The organism is uncultured Streptococcus sp., from assembly GCF_902463925.1.
Lineage (GTDB): Bacteria > Bacillota > Bacilli > Lactobacillales > Streptococcaceae > Streptococcus.
In genome coordinates, this window is sequence record NZ_CABQHE010000005.1 from 31,915 (window position 1) to 50,617 (window position 18,703).

14 protein-coding genes are annotated in these 18,703 nt (G+C 39.1%); 9 read left to right on the top strand and 5 right to left on the bottom strand.

What is annotated here, in order from left to right:
- Window positions 1-35 precede the first annotated feature (35 nt).
- The 8 genes from RDY04_RS04840 (at window position 36) to RDY04_RS04875 (ending at window position 9,079) form a co-directional block, all read left to right on the top strand.
- Window positions 36-1,346, top strand: coding sequence for an RsmF rRNA methyltransferase first C-terminal domain-containing protein (locus RDY04_RS04840; protein ID WP_303950717.1), 1,311 nt, complete (start codon window positions 36-38; stop codon window positions 1,344-1,346).
- Window positions 1,347-1,471: 125 nt separating this feature from the next.
- On the top strand, window positions 1,472-2,347 hold the full coding sequence (locus RDY04_RS04845) for a phosphate ABC transporter substrate-binding protein PstS family protein (protein ID WP_303950719.1): 876 nt from the start codon (window positions 1,472-1,474) through the stop codon (window positions 2,345-2,347).
- A gap of 2 nt (window positions 2,348-2,349) precedes the next feature.
- Entirely contained in the window at window positions 2,350-3,264 is a 915-nt protein-coding gene (gene pstC / locus RDY04_RS04850; protein WP_303950722.1) for a phosphate ABC transporter permease subunit PstC, read from the top strand.
- Window positions 3,254-4,138, top strand: coding sequence for a phosphate ABC transporter permease PstA (pstA, locus tag RDY04_RS04855; protein ID WP_303950724.1), 885 nt, complete (start codon window positions 3,254-3,256; stop codon window positions 4,136-4,138). Before pstC ends, pstA begins: the two co-directional genes overlap by 11 nt.
- Before the next feature lie 10 nt (window positions 4,139-4,148).
- Entirely contained in the window at window positions 4,149-4,952 is an 804-nt protein-coding gene (pstB, locus tag RDY04_RS04860; protein ID WP_303950726.1) for a phosphate ABC transporter ATP-binding protein PstB, read from the top strand.
- Between the two features lie 12 nt (window positions 4,953-4,964).
- Window positions 4,965-5,723 (top strand): phosphate ABC transporter ATP-binding protein PstB, encoded by a 759-nt coding sequence (gene pstB, locus RDY04_RS04865; RefSeq protein ID WP_002884992.1) that lies wholly within the window; start codon window positions 4,965-4,967, stop codon window positions 5,721-5,723.
- 28 nt (window positions 5,724-5,751) lie between these two features.
- A complete protein-coding gene (phoU, locus tag RDY04_RS04870; RefSeq protein WP_288628120.1) occupies window positions 5,752-6,405 on the top strand; it encodes a phosphate signaling complex protein PhoU in 654 nt (217 codons plus the stop codon).
- Window positions 6,406-6,538: 133 nt separating this feature from the next.
- A complete protein-coding gene (locus RDY04_RS04875; RefSeq protein WP_303950730.1) occupies window positions 6,539-9,079 on the top strand; it encodes a M1 family metallopeptidase in 2,541 nt (846 codons plus the stop codon).
- A gap of 160 nt (window positions 9,080-9,239) precedes the next feature.
- On the opposite strand, the gene xerS is transcribed toward RDY04_RS04875, so the two are convergent.
- The 5 genes from xerS to RDY04_RS04900 all read right to left on the bottom strand — a co-directional run bounded on the left by xerS (window position 9,240) and on the right by RDY04_RS04900 (window position 17,195).
- Window positions 9,240-10,310 (bottom strand): tyrosine recombinase XerS, encoded by a 1,071-nt coding sequence (gene xerS / locus RDY04_RS04880; protein WP_303950731.1) that lies wholly within the window; start codon window positions 10,308-10,310, stop codon window positions 9,240-9,242.
- Window positions 10,311-10,524: 214 nt separating this feature from the next.
- Complete coding sequence (locus tag RDY04_RS04885; RefSeq protein WP_303950733.1) at window positions 10,525-11,514, bottom strand: lipoate--protein ligase; 990 nt, start codon at window positions 11,512-11,514, stop codon at window positions 10,525-10,527.
- Between the two features lie 663 nt (window positions 11,515-12,177).
- Window positions 12,178-14,439: a glycogen/starch/alpha-glucan family phosphorylase gene (gene glgP, locus RDY04_RS04890; protein ID WP_303950735.1), complete on the bottom strand. Its 2,262-nt coding sequence runs from the start codon at window positions 14,437-14,439 to the stop codon at window positions 12,178-12,180.
- 1 nt (window position 14,440) lies between these two features.
- Window positions 14,441-15,940, bottom strand: coding sequence for a 4-alpha-glucanotransferase (malQ, locus tag RDY04_RS04895; protein WP_303950738.1), 1,500 nt, complete (start codon window positions 15,938-15,940; stop codon window positions 14,441-14,443).
- A 253-nt stretch (window positions 15,941-16,193) separates the two neighbouring features.
- A complete protein-coding gene (locus RDY04_RS04900; protein ID WP_303951014.1) occupies window positions 16,194-17,195 on the bottom strand; it encodes a LacI family DNA-binding transcriptional regulator in 1,002 nt (333 codons plus the stop codon).
- 186 nt (window positions 17,196-17,381) lie between these two features.
- Between RDY04_RS04900 and RDY04_RS04905 the strand changes: the two genes are divergently transcribed.
- A complete protein-coding gene (locus RDY04_RS04905) occupies window positions 17,382-18,629 on the top strand; it encodes an extracellular solute-binding protein (RefSeq protein WP_303950740.1) in 1,248 nt (415 codons plus the stop codon).
- The last annotated feature ends 74 nt before the right edge of the window (window positions 18,630-18,703 follow it).

The window sequence follows — 18,703 nt, forward strand, 5'->3', positions numbered from 1 at the left end:
CTTGGTTAGTCCAGTTTTTTGATAGAAAGGAAACTATGCAATTTCCATCAGACTTTATAGAAAAATATAATAACCTCCTTGGAGATGAAGCGAAGGACTTCTTTGCATCTTTTGACCAAGAAGCTGTGTCCGCCTACCGTACTAACCCTCTGAAAAAGCAACAGAAGGACTTTCCTGATGCTATTCCTGAAACACCTTGGGGCCATTACGGTAAAATTTCTGGAAAATCTGCCGATCATGCAACTGGTTTGGTTTATTCTCAGGAACCAGCTGCTCAAATGGTTGCTCAAGTGGCAGCTCCAGCCAAGGGAAGTCGTGTCTTAGACTTGGCAGCAGCTCCAGGCGGAAAGTCTACTCATCTTCTAAGCTACTTAGATAATACTGGACTGCTCGTCAGCAATGAAATCAATCCAAAGCGTAGTAAAATTCTGGTTGAAAACATAGAACGTTTTGGGGCGAGAAATGTTGTTGTGACTAACACGTCAGCTGATAAGTTAGCCAAAGTTTTCAAAAATTACTTTGATACGATTGTCTTTGATGGACCCTGTTCTGGCGAAGGAATGTTCCGCAAGGATCCTGATGCCATCCAATATTGGCACAAGGATTACCCTAGTGAACTGGCACAATTGCAGAAGGATATTCTGTCAGACGGTTTGAAGATGCTCGCTCCTGGTGGTCAATTGATCTACTCAACCTGTACCTGGTCTCCTGAGGAAAACGAAGGGGTTGTCGCTTGGATTTTAGAAAATTACCCTGATCTTGAATTAGTAGAAATCCCTAAATGGAACGGTATGAGAGGTGGGGTTGATTTTCCAGAAACAGCTCGAATGTATCCACACCATTTCAAAGGTGAAGGCCAGTTTGTAGCAAAATTCCAGGATAAGCGCGTCCCTGAGCAGACACGTATCAAAGAAGGAAAATCTAACCTAAACAAGGAACAGAAGCAACTTTGGGAAGATTTTGCCAATAAACACCTTAAGACTAGTCTAAATGGTTTACTCCAAGTTTTTGGGGACAATCTCTATCTGCTTCCTAAGGGACTTCCAGACCTCTCTAAAGTTAAAATTGCTCGTAACGGTCTGCATCTTGGTGTCTTCAAGAAAAAACGTTTCGAACCAAGTTTTGCGCTTGGAATTGCGTTAACCTCAGATGAAGTTGTTTCAAGTATAGAGCTAACTCAAGACCAGTTTGCCCAATATGTTTCTGGTAATGTGGTCACTCTAGATCAAGCGCAACCAAACGGTTGGTATCAGCTTTTAGTGGATGGCAATGGATTTGGATTTGCCAAGATCGTTGGAAACATGGTTAAAAACAACTATCCTAAAGGATTGAGATTCCATATATAAGGGCCTGTAATCAAACTTTAATATGACTTAATTAGGCTATACTTGGTATAATTAAGTAGATGTCTTTTAACAGCATATATATGAGACATTATCTTATTTATGTAACAAAATGTCGGAGGACAAAAATGAAAAAAACAAAAGTCCTTGCAGTGATTCTGTCACTGGCAATGGCCATGCTAGTCTTAACTGGCTGTGCCTCTTGGATTGACCGTGGCCAGTCCATTACAGCAGTTGGTTCTACGGCTCTTCAACCCTTAGTGGAGGCGGCAGCAGATGGGTTCGCTGAAAAGAACCCTGAAAATATCGTTAACGTTCAGGGGGGTGGTTCTGGTACTGGACTTTCTCAAGTACAATCCGGTGCCGTTCAAATCGGAAACAGTGACCTTTTTGCTGAGGAAAAATCTGGAATAGATGCCAGTAAGCTTGTTGACTATCAAGTTGCCGTTGCAGGAATTGCAGTGATTACAAACAAAGAAGTCCCTGTAGATAACTTGACAACCGAACAACTTCGCAAGATTTTCACTGGGGAAATCACAAACTGGAAACAGCTTGGTGGTAAAGACCTAGAGATCACGATTATTAACCGTGCGGCTAGCTCAGGATCACGCGCAACTTTCGATGCAGTAATTATGGATGGCAAATCACCAATCCGTACTCAAGAGCAAGATTCTAACGGTATGGTTAAGTCAATCGTTGCTCAGACACCAGGTGCTATTTCATATCTATCATTTGCCTACCTTGATAATTCTGTTAAAACATTGAAGTTAAATGGCTTTGAACCAAAAGCTGAAAATGTTGCAACTAACGATTGGCCTATTTGGTCTTACGAGCATATGTATACCAAGGGAAAACCGGATAGCTATACCAAACAATTCTTAGATTATATGATGAGTGACGAAGTCCAAGAAAACGTCGTCGCAAAAATGGGTTACATTTCCATCCATAGCATGAAAGTTACCAAGAATGCTGATGGTAACGTCTCAAAGAAGAGTGAGGAGTAAGCATGAAAAATGAAGAATTGGTGAAGCAATTAACATCACCCTCTAAAAATTCACGCCTCGAGAAGTTTGGTAAAACGATCACTTTCCTTTGCCTAGCTTTGATTGTTTTTATCGTAGCCATGATTTTACTTTTCGTTGCTCAAAAAGGGCTGGCGACTTTCTTTGTTAATAAAGTCAGCTTGGTCGAGTTCCTCTTTAGTGGCGATTGGTCGCCATCTGAAGGCAAGTTCGGAGCTCTGCCAATGATTTTAGGGTCGTTCATAGTTACCTTGCTCTCGGCCTTGGTAGCAACGCCATTTGCCATTGGAGCAGCCATCTTTATGACTGAAATTTCTCCGAAAGGTGCTAAATTCTTACAACCAGCTATTGAACTTTTGGTTGGGATTCCATCTGTTGTTTATGGTTTCATTGGTCTCCAAGTAGTGGTCCCATTTGTTCGCTTAATTTTTGGTGGCACAGGGTTTGGTATTCTTTCAGGTACTTTTGTCTTGTTTGTCATGATTCTACCAACCGTAACCTTTATGACAACAGATACGCTTCGTGCAGTACCTCGTCACTATCGTGAAGCTAGTCTTGCCATGGGAGCTACACGCTGGCAAACGATTTGGCGTGTGACACTTAACGCTGCTAAACCAGGTATTTTCACGGCCGTTATCTTTGGTATGGCCCGTGCCTTTGGTGAGGCTCTAGCCATCCAAATGGTTGTCGGAAATTCCGCAGTGATTCCAACTTCTTTAACAACACCAGCAGCAACATTGACATCTGTCTTGACTATGGGAATCGGGAATACAGTCATGGGTACTGTTTCAAACAATGTCCTTTGGTCTCTTGCCTTGGTGCTCTTATTGATGAGTCTTGGTTTTAATATGTTGGTGAAATTCATTACCCGTGAGAGAAAGAGAAATTATGAACGCTAAAAAAATTGATAAAATTGCCATCAGCACGCTTTATGTGATTGCTGGCATTATTGTAACAATCCTGGCAGCCTTGATTCTCTATATCTTGGTTCGCGGGATACCACACATCAGCTGGTCATTCTTGACTAGTCGATCATCATCTTACAAAGCTGGTGGAGGAATTGGGGTTCAACTCTACAATTCATTCTTCCTTTTAGTTATTACCCTGATTATTTCTGTGCCTCTTTCAATGGGAGCTGGAATCTTCTTATCAGAATATGCTAAAAAAGGACGTCTTACCAACTTTGTTCGTACCTGTATTGAAATCCTTTCTTCACTACCTTCAGTGGTTGTCGGACTCTTTGGTTATTTGATTTTCGTTGTCCAATTTCAGTATGGATTTTCAATCCTATCAGGTGCCTTGGCTTTAACGGTCTTTAACCTACCACAAATGACTCGTACGGTTGAAGATAGTTTGCGAACAGTCCACCATACCCAACGTGAAGCTGGGCTAGCTCTAGGCTTGTCTCGATGGGAAACGATCTGTCACGTTGTTGTTCCAGAGGCCTTACCTGGTATTATTACTGGTATCGTTCTTGCTTCTGGCCGTATTTTCGGGGAAGCAGCAGCACTTATCTATACAGCAGGTCAATCGGCACCAGCACTTAACTGGAGCGACTGGAATCCGCTTAGCATCTCTAGTCCAATCTCGATTTTCCGCCAAGCAGAAACACTTGCTGTTCACATCTGGAAGGTCAACTCAGAAGGTACGACTCCTGATGCCACTGCAGTATCTGCTGGTTCAGCAGCAGTACTCTTGATTTTCATTTTGATTTTCAATTTTGGTGCACGTCGTTTGGGAGCTTACCTCCATAAGAAATTAACATCCGCTTAAAGGAGTTATCATGACAAAATATAATTGGGACGAGCGTCATATTATCACCTTCCCAGAGAAGGAGCTCGCTCTTGAAACAAAGGACTTGCATGTCTATTATGGCCAAAAAGAAGCCATCAAAGGAATCGACATGCAATTCGAGAAAAATAAAATTACGGCTCTTATTGGGCCTTCAGGATGCGGGAAATCAACCTTTCTTCGTAGCCTAAACCGTATGAATGATACGATTGATATTGCTAAGGTTACTGGACAAATCCTTTATCAAGGCGTCGATGTCAATGCAAGCAATATCAATGTTTATGAAATGCGTAAACATATTGGAATGGTTTTCCAACGTCCAAATCCATTTGCCAAGTCTATCTACAGAAACATTACCTTTGCTCACGAACGTAAGGGTGTAAGAGATAAGGAAACCTTGGACGAGATTGTTGAGACATCGCTTAAGCAAGCAGGTCTTTGGGATCAGGTTAAAGATGATCTTCATAAATCTGCCTTTACCCTCTCAGGTGGTCAGCAGCAACGTCTTTGTATTGCAAGAGCTATTGCAGTGAAACCGCAGATTCTCCTCATGGATGAGCCTGCAGCTTCATTAGACCCTGTTGCTACTATGCAGCTAGAAGAGACCATGTTCGAACTTAAAGAAGATTATTCTATTATCATCGTAACGCACAATATGCAGCAAGCAGCGCGTGCTAGTGATTATACAGCATTCTTCTACCTTGGTGATCTTATCGAATATGATAAGACCAAGAAAATCTTCCAAGATGCTGCCCTACAGTCAACTAATGACTATGTATCAGGACGTTTTGGATAGAAAGGAGCACTTATGACTGAACCAATCATTTCAATCAATGATTTATCGGTATATTTCAATAAGAAAAAAGCCCTCAATAACGTGACAATGGATTTCTATCCAAATGAAATCACGGCCCTTATCGGACCTTCAGGATCGGGAAAATCAACCTTGCTCCGTTCTATCAACCGAATGGGAGATTTAAACCCCGAGTGGACACTTACTGGTGCTGTTTCCTACAATGGCCACAACGTCTACAGTCCTCGAACAGACACTGTTGAACTCCGTAAAGAAATCGGAATGGTCTTCCAACAACCCAATCCTTTTCCAATGTCTATCTATGAAAACGTGGTTTATGGCCTTCGTATCAATGGTATCAAAGATAAGGCTGTCCTTGACAAAGCAGTAGAAGAGTCACTAAAAGGTGCTTCAATCTGGGAAGAGGTCAAAGACCGTCTCCATGACTCAGCACTTGGACTTTCAGGAGGGCAACAGCAACGTGTCTGTATTGCAAGGGTTCTTGCCACGTCTCCAAAGGTTATCCTTCTTGATGAACCAACGTCTGCTCTCGACCCTATCTCCGCTGGTAAGATTGAGGAAACCCTATATAACCTTAAGGACCAATATACCTTGCTGCTTGTTACACGTTCTATGCAACAGGCAAGCCGTATCTCGCAACGAACAGCCTTTTTCCTCGATGGAGAGCTCATTGAGTATTCATCAACGAAAGACATGTTCCTAAATCCACAACATAAAGAAACAGAAGATTATATTACCGGTAAATTCGGTTAAGAAAGGACAGATTACTAAAACAATTATGATGTTACGAACTCCCTTCGAAGAAGAATTAGAAAAACTCCACAACCAATTTTACGCTATGGGTACAGAGGTTGCAGCTCAGCTTAAGAAAGCCGTACGTGCCTTTATCAGCCATGACCGTGATTTGGCTAAGGAAGTCATTGAAAATGACGAAATCGTCAATAACTACGAAACCAAACTTGAGAAAAAATCGCTTGAAATTATTGCTCTTCAGCAACCTGTATCAAGTGATTTGCGAACAGTTATCACAGCGCTCAAAGCATCTAGTGACGTTGAACGTATGGGTGACCATGCCGTTGCTATCGCTAAAGCAACTATCCGCATTAAAGGTGAAGAACGCCTAACTGAAATTGAAGCTGAAATCAAGAAAATGGGGAAAGCAGTTCGCCACATGGTCGAAGATGCTCTAGATGTTTACTTGAACAGTGACGAACAACGTGCTTATGAGATCGCAGCTTCAGATGAAATCATTGATAACTATTTCCGTGATATTCAAGCCATGACAGTAGAAGGTGTTCGCAAGAATCCTGATGCTGCCTTCGCTGCCAAAGAATATTTCCAAGTACTTATGTATTTGGAACGTATCGGTGACTATGCCCGCAATCTCTGCGAGTGGGTTGTCTACCTCAAGTCTGGTAAAATCATTGAACTGTAGGCAAAGCTTCCAATCTATGTTATAATGGGTCTGTATTGAATAATTCAGACCCTTTTCTTTTGCAAAAGAGTCTGATATCGAAACATTTGTCAGTCTGTTTCGATACGAAAAGTTAGATTAGGAGTATATACGTATGACAGCATCTGTTGCTCGTTTTATCGAAAGTTTCATCCCTGAAAACTACAATCTTTTCTTGGACATTAATCGTTCTGAAAAGACCTTTACAGGGAATGTTGCCATTACAGGTGAGGCCTTTGATAATCACATCTCCCTTCACCAAAAAGACCTTACCATTAATTCAGTTCTCTTGGATAATGAATCCTTGAACTTCCAAATGGATGATGACAATGAGGCTTTCCATATTGAACTTCCAGAAACTGGGGTTCTAACAATTTTCATAGAATTTTCTGGCTGCATCACAGATAATATGACTGGTATTTATCCATCATATTACACTTACAATGACGAAAAGAAGGAAATTATTTCAACACAGTTTGAATCTCATTTCGCCCGTGAAGCTTTTCCTTCTGTCGACGAACCAGAAGCAAAAGCGACTTTTGATCTCTCATTGAAATTTGACGCTGAAGAAGGCGATATTGCCTTGTCAAACATGCCAGAAATCAATAGCCATTTGCGTGAAGAAACTGGAGTTTGGACATTCGAGACAACACCTCGCATGTCTACATACCTTCTCGCCTTTGGTTTCGGTGCTCTCCAAGGTAAAACAGCCAAAACACAAAATGGCACTGAAGTTGGTGTCTTCGCTACAGTTGCACAAGCAGAAAATAGCGTCGACTTCGCTCTTGATATTGCCGTTCGTGTCATCGACTTCTATGAAGACTACTTCCAAGTCAAGTATCCTATCCCATTATCATACCACCTTGCTCTTCCTGACTTCTCAGCGGGTGCCATGGAAAACTGGGGTCTTGTTACCTATCGTGAAGTTTACCTCCTTGTAGATGAAAATAGCTCAGCTGCAAGCCGACAGCAAGTTGCTCTTGTTGTTGCCCACGAATTGGCTCACCAATGGTTCGGTAACCTTGTAACAATGAAATGGTGGGATGATCTCTGGCTTAACGAAAGCTTTGCCAATATGATGGAGTATGTTTCAGTAGATGCCATTGAACCTAGTTGGAACATCTTTGAAGATTTCCAAACAACTGGTGTCCCTCATGCCCTCCAACGTGATGCTACAGATGGTGTACAGTCTGTTCACATGGAAGTTAATCACCCAGATGAGATTAATACTCTCTTTGATAGCGCTATCGTTTATGCTAAAGGTAGCCGTCTCATGCATATGCTTCGTCGTTGGTTAGGTGACGAAGCCTTTGCTAAAGGACTTAAGGCTTACTTCGAAAAACATCAATATAACAATACTGTTGGACGTGACCTTTGGAATGCTCTTTCGGATGCTTCAGGTAAGGATGTTTCTAGCTTTATGGATACATGGTTAGAGCAACCAGGTTACCCTGTGGTTAGTGCAGAAGTTGTTGAAGATACGCTTATCCTTAGTCAAAAACAATTCTTTATTGGTGAACATGAAGACAAAGGACGTCTTTGGGAGATTCCATTGAATACAAACTGGAATGGTCTTCCAGATACACTTTCAGAAGAGCTTATTGAGATTCCAAATTATAGCCAGCTTGCTGCTGAAAATAATGGAGCTCTCCGTCTTAATACAGCTAATACAGCACATTACATCACAGACTATCAAGGACAACTCTTGGACAATATCTTAGAAGATTTTACAAACCTTGATACTGTAAGTAAACTTCAAATTTTACAAGAACGTCGTCTTCTAGCGGAAAGTGGACGTATCTCTTATGCAAGCCTAGTTGCTCTTCTTGATCTTGTCAAAAAGGAAGAAAGCTTCTTGATTGCTCAAGCTAAATCTCAAATCCTTGCTGGTTTGAAACGCTTCATCGATGAAGATACAGAAGCAGAAGTGCATTATAAAGCCTTGGTACGTCGTCAATTCCAAAATGACTTTGAACGCCTTGGTTTCGATGCCAAAGATGGAGAGTCAGATGAAGATGAAATGGTCCGTCAAACAGCTCTTAGCCACTTGATTCAAGCAGACTATCAACCAACAGTCCTTGCAGCCGCAAGTGTTTTCCAAGCCCATAAAGAAAACATCGAAAGTATTCCAGCAAGTGTCCGTGGCCTTGTCCTCATCAACCAAATGAAACAAGAAAACAGTCATACTCTTCTTGAAAAGTATGTCCATGCATACGTGGCAACAAACGACAGTAACTTCCGTCGTCAATTGACTCAAGCACTTTCATACCTTAAAAATCAAGAAGGTCTTGACTACGTACTAGGTCAGCTTAAAGATAAAAACGTTGTTAAACCGCAAGATTTGTATCTCTGGTATATGAATTTCCTCAGCAAAACTTTTGCTCAGGAGACCGTTTGGAACTGGGCTAAAGAAAACTGGGAGTGGATTAAAGCAGCTCTTGGTGGCGATATGAGCTTTGATAGCTTTGTTAATATCCCAGCATCAATCTTTAAAACGCAAGAACGTCTTGATCAATATATTGCTTTCTTCGAGCCAAAAACAAGTGACAAAGCCTTGGAACGCAATATATTGATGGGAATTAAGACAATTGCTGCACGAGTCAACTTGATTGAAAAAGAAAAATCTGCGGTTGAATCAGCTCTTAAAGATTATTAATATAAAAAACAAACTTTCCTTCATGGAAAGTTTGTTTTTATTCACAATAATTTACATAATTTTAGTTCTGTTAATAATCGTGAATAAAATTAGTCTGGCATAATTAAATTTATGTAAACTAAAAATAACCATTCCAATTTGGAGTGGTTAGGATAGCTAATTATAAATTGTCTAGAGCATTTTTTTGTTCATCATTTACAATATGGGTGTAAAGATCAGTGACCTGAGTGGAAGCATGACCAAGTTGATGACTAACTAAAACTTGAGACTTGGTAGCATCATAAAGGCGTGTTGCCAGAGTATGTCGAAGCTTGTGGGGAGTAACACGAATCTTGAAATCCTGAGAATACTTAGCAACCATTTTTTCGATACTTGAAGCATCAATACGGTTTGGAACCCCTCGATATTCTGTTAAAAATAGGGCAAGGTCTTGCTTTTCAGCCTTATAGCGTTTATCACGGATACTGAGATAAGTTTCAAGATAGGGCTTTGCAAAACTTGCTACATTAACTGAGTCACGTTTGCCACCTTTTCGAGTGACATCAATGACCATCATTTTAAGATTGATATCTTTAAGGTCCAGATTAACAGCTTCAGAGAGTCGAACACCTGAAGCCAGCAGCAAGGCAATGATCGCTAAATCACGTTCTTTATTCTTATAAAACGATGATTTAGCGCGATTTGAGAGCTTGACTTCGTATTCATTTTCTACATAATCAAGGAATTCCATGGTTTCATCGCCTAGAAAAAGTTTCTGTTTGATATTCTCAGCACGTGCAGCTAGAGTTTCTTTCTTTTTCTTAGTAGAAACTTTTTTCATAACGTTACGATAGAAATATGGCTCACCATCAGGACCCTCGACCTCCTCAGTTAAATACTTATAGAGACTAGATAGAGCTGAAAGCGTACGATTAATGGTCGTTTGAGAGACACCCTGTTTCTTTGAATAGGTATTTAAAGATGGACGTTCACGTAGATAGAGGACAAACGATTCCATATCTTTTTTAGTTAGATTTTCTAAGGTTTTGATGTCAATTGAGGCAATATCATCAGCATCTGAAATACCTGAGTCAATCAACCAGTCAAAAAAGCGTTTATATTCCTTAAGGTATTCGTATAAGGTTGTAAAAGAATACGGTACCGAAAGTTTAGATTGATAATACTCCAAAACAAACCAAGGCATAAGAGATTTGTATTCTTCAATTTTTTCCAGTAAGAGTTCACGTTTCATTGGTTTTATTCTCCATAATTACTTAATAGAAGTATATCACACCCTTATGTTTCTTTCAAGAAAATTACAGTTTTTCGGAAAGATGTTGTGGGGTATTTTTCTCTTATATAGGCTTTTTAGGTTCGTTGGCTTATTCTATAAAATGACTAACTTAGATAATATAGAAACTCACAAAAAAAACAACCTGGATTTTTCCAGATTGTTCAAACAATGATTAAGCTACGATAGCTTTTGCAACTTCCTCGGTTGTCATGCGAGAGAAATAATGTGTTGTGTCAATGGTTTTAAGTATAGCCAAGACATCTTCGTACTCGTAAGGGACACCGACCAGCAACTCTTCAATATCAGATACATCCCCGATACCAAAGAAATCTCCGTAAATCTTAACAGATTTGATAATTGAATTCTCAACATTGGCATAAGTTGAAATCTTACCTGCTGGGTAACGAACGTTACGCTCTACTGTGTATTCTGGCGACTGTCCGTAAGTCCAATCCCAGGTATTGAATTGTTTCTCATAAGAATCTTGAATCTTAGCCAATTCGTCTTCAGAAAGGACGTATTCTGTCATTTCTGGGTAGAATTCTTTCATTTTTTCCAAGATTTTATCTGAGAAATCATTTACAGTGATTTTTTCTGGCAATTCGTCTACAATGTTTGTCACACGAGCTCGTACAGATTTAACACCTTTTGATTCAATTTTGTCTTTGCTGACTTTGAGGGCTTGGCCAAGAACCGACATATCAACGTCAAAAAGCAAGCAACCATGGTGCATCATACGACCTTTATAGTAAGCTTGAGCATTTCCACAGAACTTTTTACCATCGATTTCAAGGTCATTACGCCCAGTAAATTCAGCTTTAACTCCCAAATCAGCAAGGGTTGCGATCACTGGTTGAGAGAAAGTCTTAAAGTCAAATGCCCCTTCATCTGCCTTGTTAGAGATGATAGTATAGTTGAGGTTATTTAAATCGTGATAAACAGCGCCACCACCAGACAAACGACGAACGACCTTGATACCATGAGCATCTGTATATTCTTTGTTAATCTCTTGAATGGTATTTTGGTGCTTACCGACAATGATAGCTGGACGGTTAATCCAAAGAATGAACAATTCATCTTCATTCGCCAATTCACGAAAGGCATAGGCTTCCAAAGCAATATTATAGGCAGGGTCATTTGATGTGTTTACAATATATTTCATGAGGTCTCCTCTTGTAATGTGATACTTATATTATAAAGGAAAACGGTGACAAAGTACACGAAGACGCCTTAGGTATAAGGATTTTCATGATGTAATAGTAGAAACTATATGGGGAGTTTTAGAATGATACAAAATCCTAGTAAATTAAGTCTCTTTTTCTCGAGGCTAACCAGTAAAATAAATAAAAAGGCCAAAGTAGCATTTGCTCTGCTTCTTTTTGTTGCTCTTGGAATGTTTCTCTATAATGCCTACCAAAGAGCTTATGAGTCTTTTATCTATGATAAAGAAATATATATTATATATTGAATTACCATCGTAAAATAACAAAAATTTATTTATGTAAACATCAGTTGATTATCCTATTAGCTGTGTTTTTTATGATAAATTGTGAAATATAGTGCACCCAAAAAACTCATAGCCTTTCATTGGTGTAAACTGTAAGTAACGAAACAAACAGAAGCCGAGATAAAACTATGAGCTACTCCCATCTTACCATAACCGACCGAATAAAGATAGAAACCTATAAAACCATCTATAACTGGCTCTACGCTAGTTTGATTGATCTGGATTTGAGCGTCCTTCAATATTGCACTTATTCTTGCAATTTATCGTAAAAAAACAAGACCATTTCTGATCTCGTTTTCGTTTTATACAATTAAGCTGTTATTTTGTGTGCCAGATGTCTTTGTCATACTGTTCGATTGTACGGTCAGATGAGAAGAATCCTGCTTCAGCGATGTTATAAACAACTTTTTTGTTCCATGCTTCTTGATCTTCGTAAGCTGCGTATACTTCTTCTTTCTTCTCGATGTATTCAGCCAAGTCAATCAATGTCATGAACCAGTCTTTAGAGATAAGTTCATTGTGGAGACGTTCCAAGCATTCTTTATCACCAAGTTTAACAAGGTCTTCGCTTACGATAAAGTCAACAGCTGCTTTGATGTTTGCATCTTTTTCATAGTAATCACGTGATACATAGCCAGCTTTGTCATAAAGGTCGATGATTGTATCAGAGTCTTTACCGAATGTGAAGATGTTTTCTGGTCCTACCAATTCAGCAATCTCAACGTTGGCACCGTCCATTGTACCAAGTGTAAGGGCACCATTAAGCATGAATTTCATGTTACCAGTACCTGAAGCTTCTTTAGAAGCCAATGAGATTTGTTCTGAGATATCTGTTGCTGGGATAAGGTGTTCAGCAACTGTTACGTTGTAGTTTTCAACCAAGTGAACGTTAAGGTATTTGCTTACTTCTGGATCATTGTTGATGAGTTCAGAAAGTGACAAGATCAAGTGAATGATGTCTTGAGCAATAACGTAGGCAGGAGCTGCTTTACCACCAAAGATGATAGTGATTTTACGTTTTGGAAGGTTTCCTTTTTTGATTTCCAAGTATTTGTGGATGACATACAAAGCGTTCATTTGTTGACGTTTGTATTCGTGGAAACGTTTGATTTGTGTATCAATGATTGAGTTTTCATCAAGATCGATACCTTTGTTGGCTTTAAGATAACGTTTAAGAGACAACTTGTTATCATATTTGATTTCAGACAAACGTTTGTGAACTGCTGGATCATCTGCAAAGGCAGCCAATTTTTCCAATTGAGTTGCGTCAGTAAGGTAACCATCACCAATCAATTCTTTGATGTAGTCAGCAAGTTCTTGGTTTGAGAATTCCAACCAACGACGGAATGTAATACCGTTTGTTTTGTTGTTGAAGCGTTCTGGGTAAAGGTCATAGAATGGTTTCAACTCAGAAGATTTAAGGATTTCTGTGTGAAGTGCTGCTACACCGTTAACGCTTGTAGAGAAGTGGATATCCATGTGTGCCATGTGAACACGGTTGTGTTCGTCAATGATTTGAACACGTGGATCTTCGAATTTTTCACGAACGATAGTATCCAATTTTTTGATGATAACAACAAGGTGTGGAACAACTTCTTCAAGGTAGTCAAGAGGCCATTTTTCAAGGGCTTCAGCCAAGATAGTGTGGTTTGTGTAACCAACCATTTTGCTTACGATTGCTACTGCTTCATCAAATTCAAATCCATGTTTTTCTGTCAAAAGACGGATCAATTCTGGAATTACCATTGATGGGTGAGTATCGTTGATTTGTACGTAAGCGTAATCTGGAAGGTCGTGAAGGTTAGATCCACGTTCGATAGCTTCGTCAATCAAAAGTTGAGCAGCGTTTGATACCATGAAGTATTGTTGGTAGATACGCAAGAGCTCACCTTTACGAGTTGAATCATCTGGATAAAGGAAAAGTGTCAAGTTTTTTTGGATTTCGTCTTGATCAAAAGTGATTCCTTTTTCAATTAAACCATAGTCCAAACCATTGATATCGAAGAGGTTAAGGTAGTTCTTAGTTTCTTTCTTGTAACCCAAGATATCCAAACGGTCCAAACGAGATTTCAAAGTGAAATTTTTGAATGGAACATCGTAAGAGATATCAGTTGGAACCAACCATGATTGATCTTCAATCCAGTAGTTTGGTTCAGCATATTGTTTGTTATCTTTGAAGACTTGTTTGAAAAGACCACAGTGATAGTTAAGACCAACACCTTCACCGTTAATACCAAGTGTTGACATAGAATCGATGAAGCATGAAGCCAAACGTCCCAAACCACCATTACCAAGAGATGGCTCTGGTTCAACATCTTCGATTTCACTAATTGATTTTCCGGCAGCAGCTAATTCAGCTTTCACATCTTTATAGATGCCCAAGTTAATCAAGTTATTAGACAAAAGTTTACCGATCAAGAACTCAGCTGAGATGTAGTAAACTTTACGTTTGCTATCGTTTTTAGGTTTTGGAGCAGCTGCTTCTTTTACAAATTCTAACAAAAGGTAGTAGATTTCTTCGTTTGAAAGTTCTTTAAGATTTTTATTTTTCGCTTCAACGTAATTTGTAAATGTAGACATTTTATTTATTTCCTCGATTATATCTTTCTGTAATATCAGTTAAAAATTCTTTCTTATCAACGGTGATTTCACCTGGAAGCATACGCCATTTCCAGTTTTCACCAACTGTGTTAGGGAAGTTTGTACGGCTATTTTCAGGTTTATCAAGGATATCCTGCATAGTCGCAATTGCTGTGTTGCTTACTGTAGCAAAGAGTGTGCGAAGAAGAGCACGTGTGATTGGTTCACCTTGACGACGGTTGATGTAAGCATCAGTGTAATCGCGTTGCTCTTGCGTCAAGTTGTCGTACCAACCGTTGATTACTTCATTATCATGTGTACCTGTGTAAGCAACTGAATGTTGTGTGTATACGTGTGGAATGTCGATGCTGTTTCCAGTAGTGTCATAGAAACCAAATTGAACAATCTTCATTCCAGGGTAACCACAGTCTGCAAGAAGTTTACGTGTCTTATCATCAATATTACCAAGGTCTTCGGCAATAATCTTAAGATCACCCAACTCTTCTTTAACCACTTTGAAGAGGTCATAACCAGGTCCTGGAACCCATTTACCATTTTCAGCAGTATCGTCTCCGCCAGGGATTTCCCAGAAATCAGAGAAGCCTTTGAAGTGGTCAATACGCAAGTAATCATAAAGTTTGAATGATTCTTGAATACGGAATACCCACCAAGAATAATTTTCAGTTTTATGTTTATCCCAAGCGTAGATTGGGTTACCCCAAAGTTGACCAGTAGCTGAGAAGTTATCTGGTGGAACTCCGGCAATGTAACGAGGTTTACATTCGGCATCTAGTTTGAAGAGGTGTGGTTGAGTCCAAACTTCAACACTATCAGCTGAAATGTAGATCGGCATGTCACCAATGATTTGAATACCATTTTTGTTAGCATAGGCTTTAAGTTCTGCCCATTGACTAAAGAAGAGGTATTGTACTACTTGGTGGTAAGTGATGACATCATCAAGTTCTTTGCGAAGTTTTTCAAGAGTTGCCTCATCGCGTTTAACCGCTTTTTTGTCATCCCAATCTTGAAGGGCTTTGTTATCAAAGTGTTCTTTGATAGCCATGAAGTCAGCATAATCTGCTAACCAGTTAGCATTTTCAGATTTGAAAGCTTCAAACTTCTTAGCTTCTTTTTTGTCAGCCAAGATTGCTTTTACAGCTTTTTCAAGAATTGGACGACGAGCTTCATAAACCTTAGCATAGTCGATAAACTCTGGATTTGAACCAAAGTCAACACCCTCAACATCTGCTTCAGTCAAGAAACCGTCACGGATAAGGAAATCCAAATCGATGAAGTGTGTGTTTCCCGCTACTGCTGAGAATGATTGGTAAGGTGAATCTCCATAACTTGTAGTAGTCAATGGCAAAATTTGCCAGTATGTTTGCTTTGTTTCTTTCAAGAAATCAACAAAGTCGTAGGCTGCTTGACCGAAAGATCCGATCCCGTAGTCACCTGGAAGTGATGTGATGTGCATCAAAACACCGCTTGCTCGTTTGTTCATAAAGTTTACCTCAAATAATTTTTTACACTAACGATTATAATGCAAACGTTTGCACTAGTCAAGAATTTTTAGCAAAAAAATATAAACTTTTTATTTTTTCTTTAAATCAACGTTCGTGAAATAAACGTTTTCATATAGTGAGTGCTTCTACTAACTTAATAGTGCTCTGGATTTTCTGAAAAACGATTGTCTAGGTAATAAAAAATGGTTGGTAACTTAAGTTACCAACCAAAAGTAAATATTTAAACCTTTTTTATCTCGTTGAGACACTCTCTCTTTCAATGAGTTTAAATGGAATTGTTATTTTCTGTGCCTTAGTTTGCGGATTTTTAAGAAGATCCAATAGCCTTCGGACACTTTCCTTCCCCAGTTCTTTAATATTAATGTCATAGGTAGTTAGGAAAGGATGCATGATTTCAGCAAAAGTTGAATTATTGAAAGAAATAATGGCGTAATCTTCGGGAACTCTGATTCCCTGATTATTTAACCAGTGTATAAACCGTAGGGCAATCAAGTCATCTTTAACGATTAAAGCAGTCAGTTGATAAGATTGCAAGCTCTCTTTCAATGAATCAATGACTCTAGATGAAAAAACAAGTTCTGGATAAGTTTCTAAATTAAATTTATTAGTCGCTTCGATATATCCTTGATAACGTTCTTGACCCACTTGACCAAAAAGATCATCTGTTACAAAACCAACCTTTTGGTGACCTTTAGTCCTTAAATAATTAACAGCTTCTTGTCCAAGTTCTTTATTATCATTATCAATATAGGTTACTTTATTATTGTTATCAACTGCTGCTCCAACAACTACGAAAGGAACTTTTTCTTTTAATAGGTAGTCTTTAACTGGATCTTTTTTTTCTGAATAGAGAATGATAAAGCCATCAGCCCGTTTTTGACGATGCATAAGCTCGACCTGTTTAACTAATTCTTCAAGTGTGGCCCCCGTAGCAATACTAATGACCTGAGAATGACAACTAGCTTCTTCATTAATTGCTGTTAGAATCTCCATATAGAATGGTTGACTAATTTTTTCACGGTCTGTTAAGGGAGGAAGAACAACACCTAAACTATGTGTTAAGCCTGTTGCCAACATTTGTGCTGCTGAGTTTGGTACATAACCTAATTCATCCATAGCTGCTCTTACTTTAACTTTGGTTTCTTCTGATATGGCCTGGTAATCCTTTAAGGTCCTGCTTACTGTTGATGGGCTGACACCAGCCCTCTTAGCAACATCTTTAATTGTAGCCATCATTTCCCTCTCATTTTTATAAATATTTCTTTATATTAGTAAAATACAAGAATTATTATAACTAAAATAAACAGTTCTTGCAATCGTTTGCAAAAAAAGTTTAATTTTTTTTTAGAAAACACTTGACAGATGTTGGAAACGGTTGCATAATATGTATCGTAAAATAAATTTCTGGAGGAAATAGAAATGAAAAAATGGCAAAAGGTATTACTTGGTAGTGCTGGACTTCTTGTAGCTGGTTCGCTCTTGGTAGCGTGTGGCTCAAACTCAAACAAAAGCTCAAGTTCAGATAGCAAGACTTTGAAACTTTGGGTTCCAACTGGTGCCAAAAAGTCTTATTCAAATACAGTAGCAGAGTTTGAAAAGAAATCTGGTTACAAAGTTGATATGGTTGAAATGGAAGACCCAAACGCTCAAGAAAACTTGACTAAAGATGCATCTACTGCTGCAGATGTCTTCTCGCTTCCACATGACCAACTTGGTAAATTGGTAGACGCTGGAGCTATCCAAGAGATTCCTGAGCAATACTCAAAAGAAATTACTAATCAAGATACGGAGCAAGCTGCCAAAGGTGCTCAATATAAAGGTAAAACCTACGCTTTCCCATATGGTATCGAAACACAAGTTACTTACTATAACAAGTCTAAGCTTAATGAAGAAGATGTTAAATCATATGAAACAATCACTTCTAAAGCTAAATTTGGTAGCAACTTGAAAGAAGTTAACGCTTATGTAACTGCTCCTCTCTTCCTTTCAGTTGGTGATACACTCTTTGGACCTAACGGTGAAGATGTGAAAGGTACTAACTGGGGTAACGAAGCTGGTGTCAACGTTCTTAAATTCATCGCAGCTCAAAAAGACAACAAAGGATTTGTCAATGTTGATTCAGCTAACATGATGGCTAAATTCGAAGATGGTTCAGTTGATGCATTCCAATCAGGACCATGGGACTACGCTGCAGCTGCTAAAGCCGTTGGTAAAGACAAGCTTGGTGTTGCTGTTTACCCAACAGTTAATATCGGTGGTCAAGATGTTCAACAAAAAGCCTTCATGGGTGTTAAACTTTACGCTGTTAACCAAACACCATCTAAAGGTAACGCTGAGCGTATCGCTGCTTCTTACCAATTGGCACAAGCTTTGACAAGTAAAGACAGTCAAAATAACCAATTCACTAATGAAGACCGCCACATCATCCCAGCTAACAAAGAAGTTCAAGCTTCTGAAGCAGTTAAAAATGATGCACTTGCACAAGCTGTAATCACTATGGGTTCATCTGATCAGTACACAACTGTTATGCCTAAACTTAGTCAAATGTCAGTCTTCTGGACTGAAAGTGCTGCTCTTATGAGTGACGCTTATAACGGTAAAATCAAGGAAGACCAATTCCTTACTAAATTACAACAATTTGATAAAGATTTGGCAGCAGCTAAATAAGAAACCTAACAAATGAGGAGGTAAAGAGGCAGGTCAAGTTCCTAGCCTCTTTCTCACTTACTTGTAGACAAAAT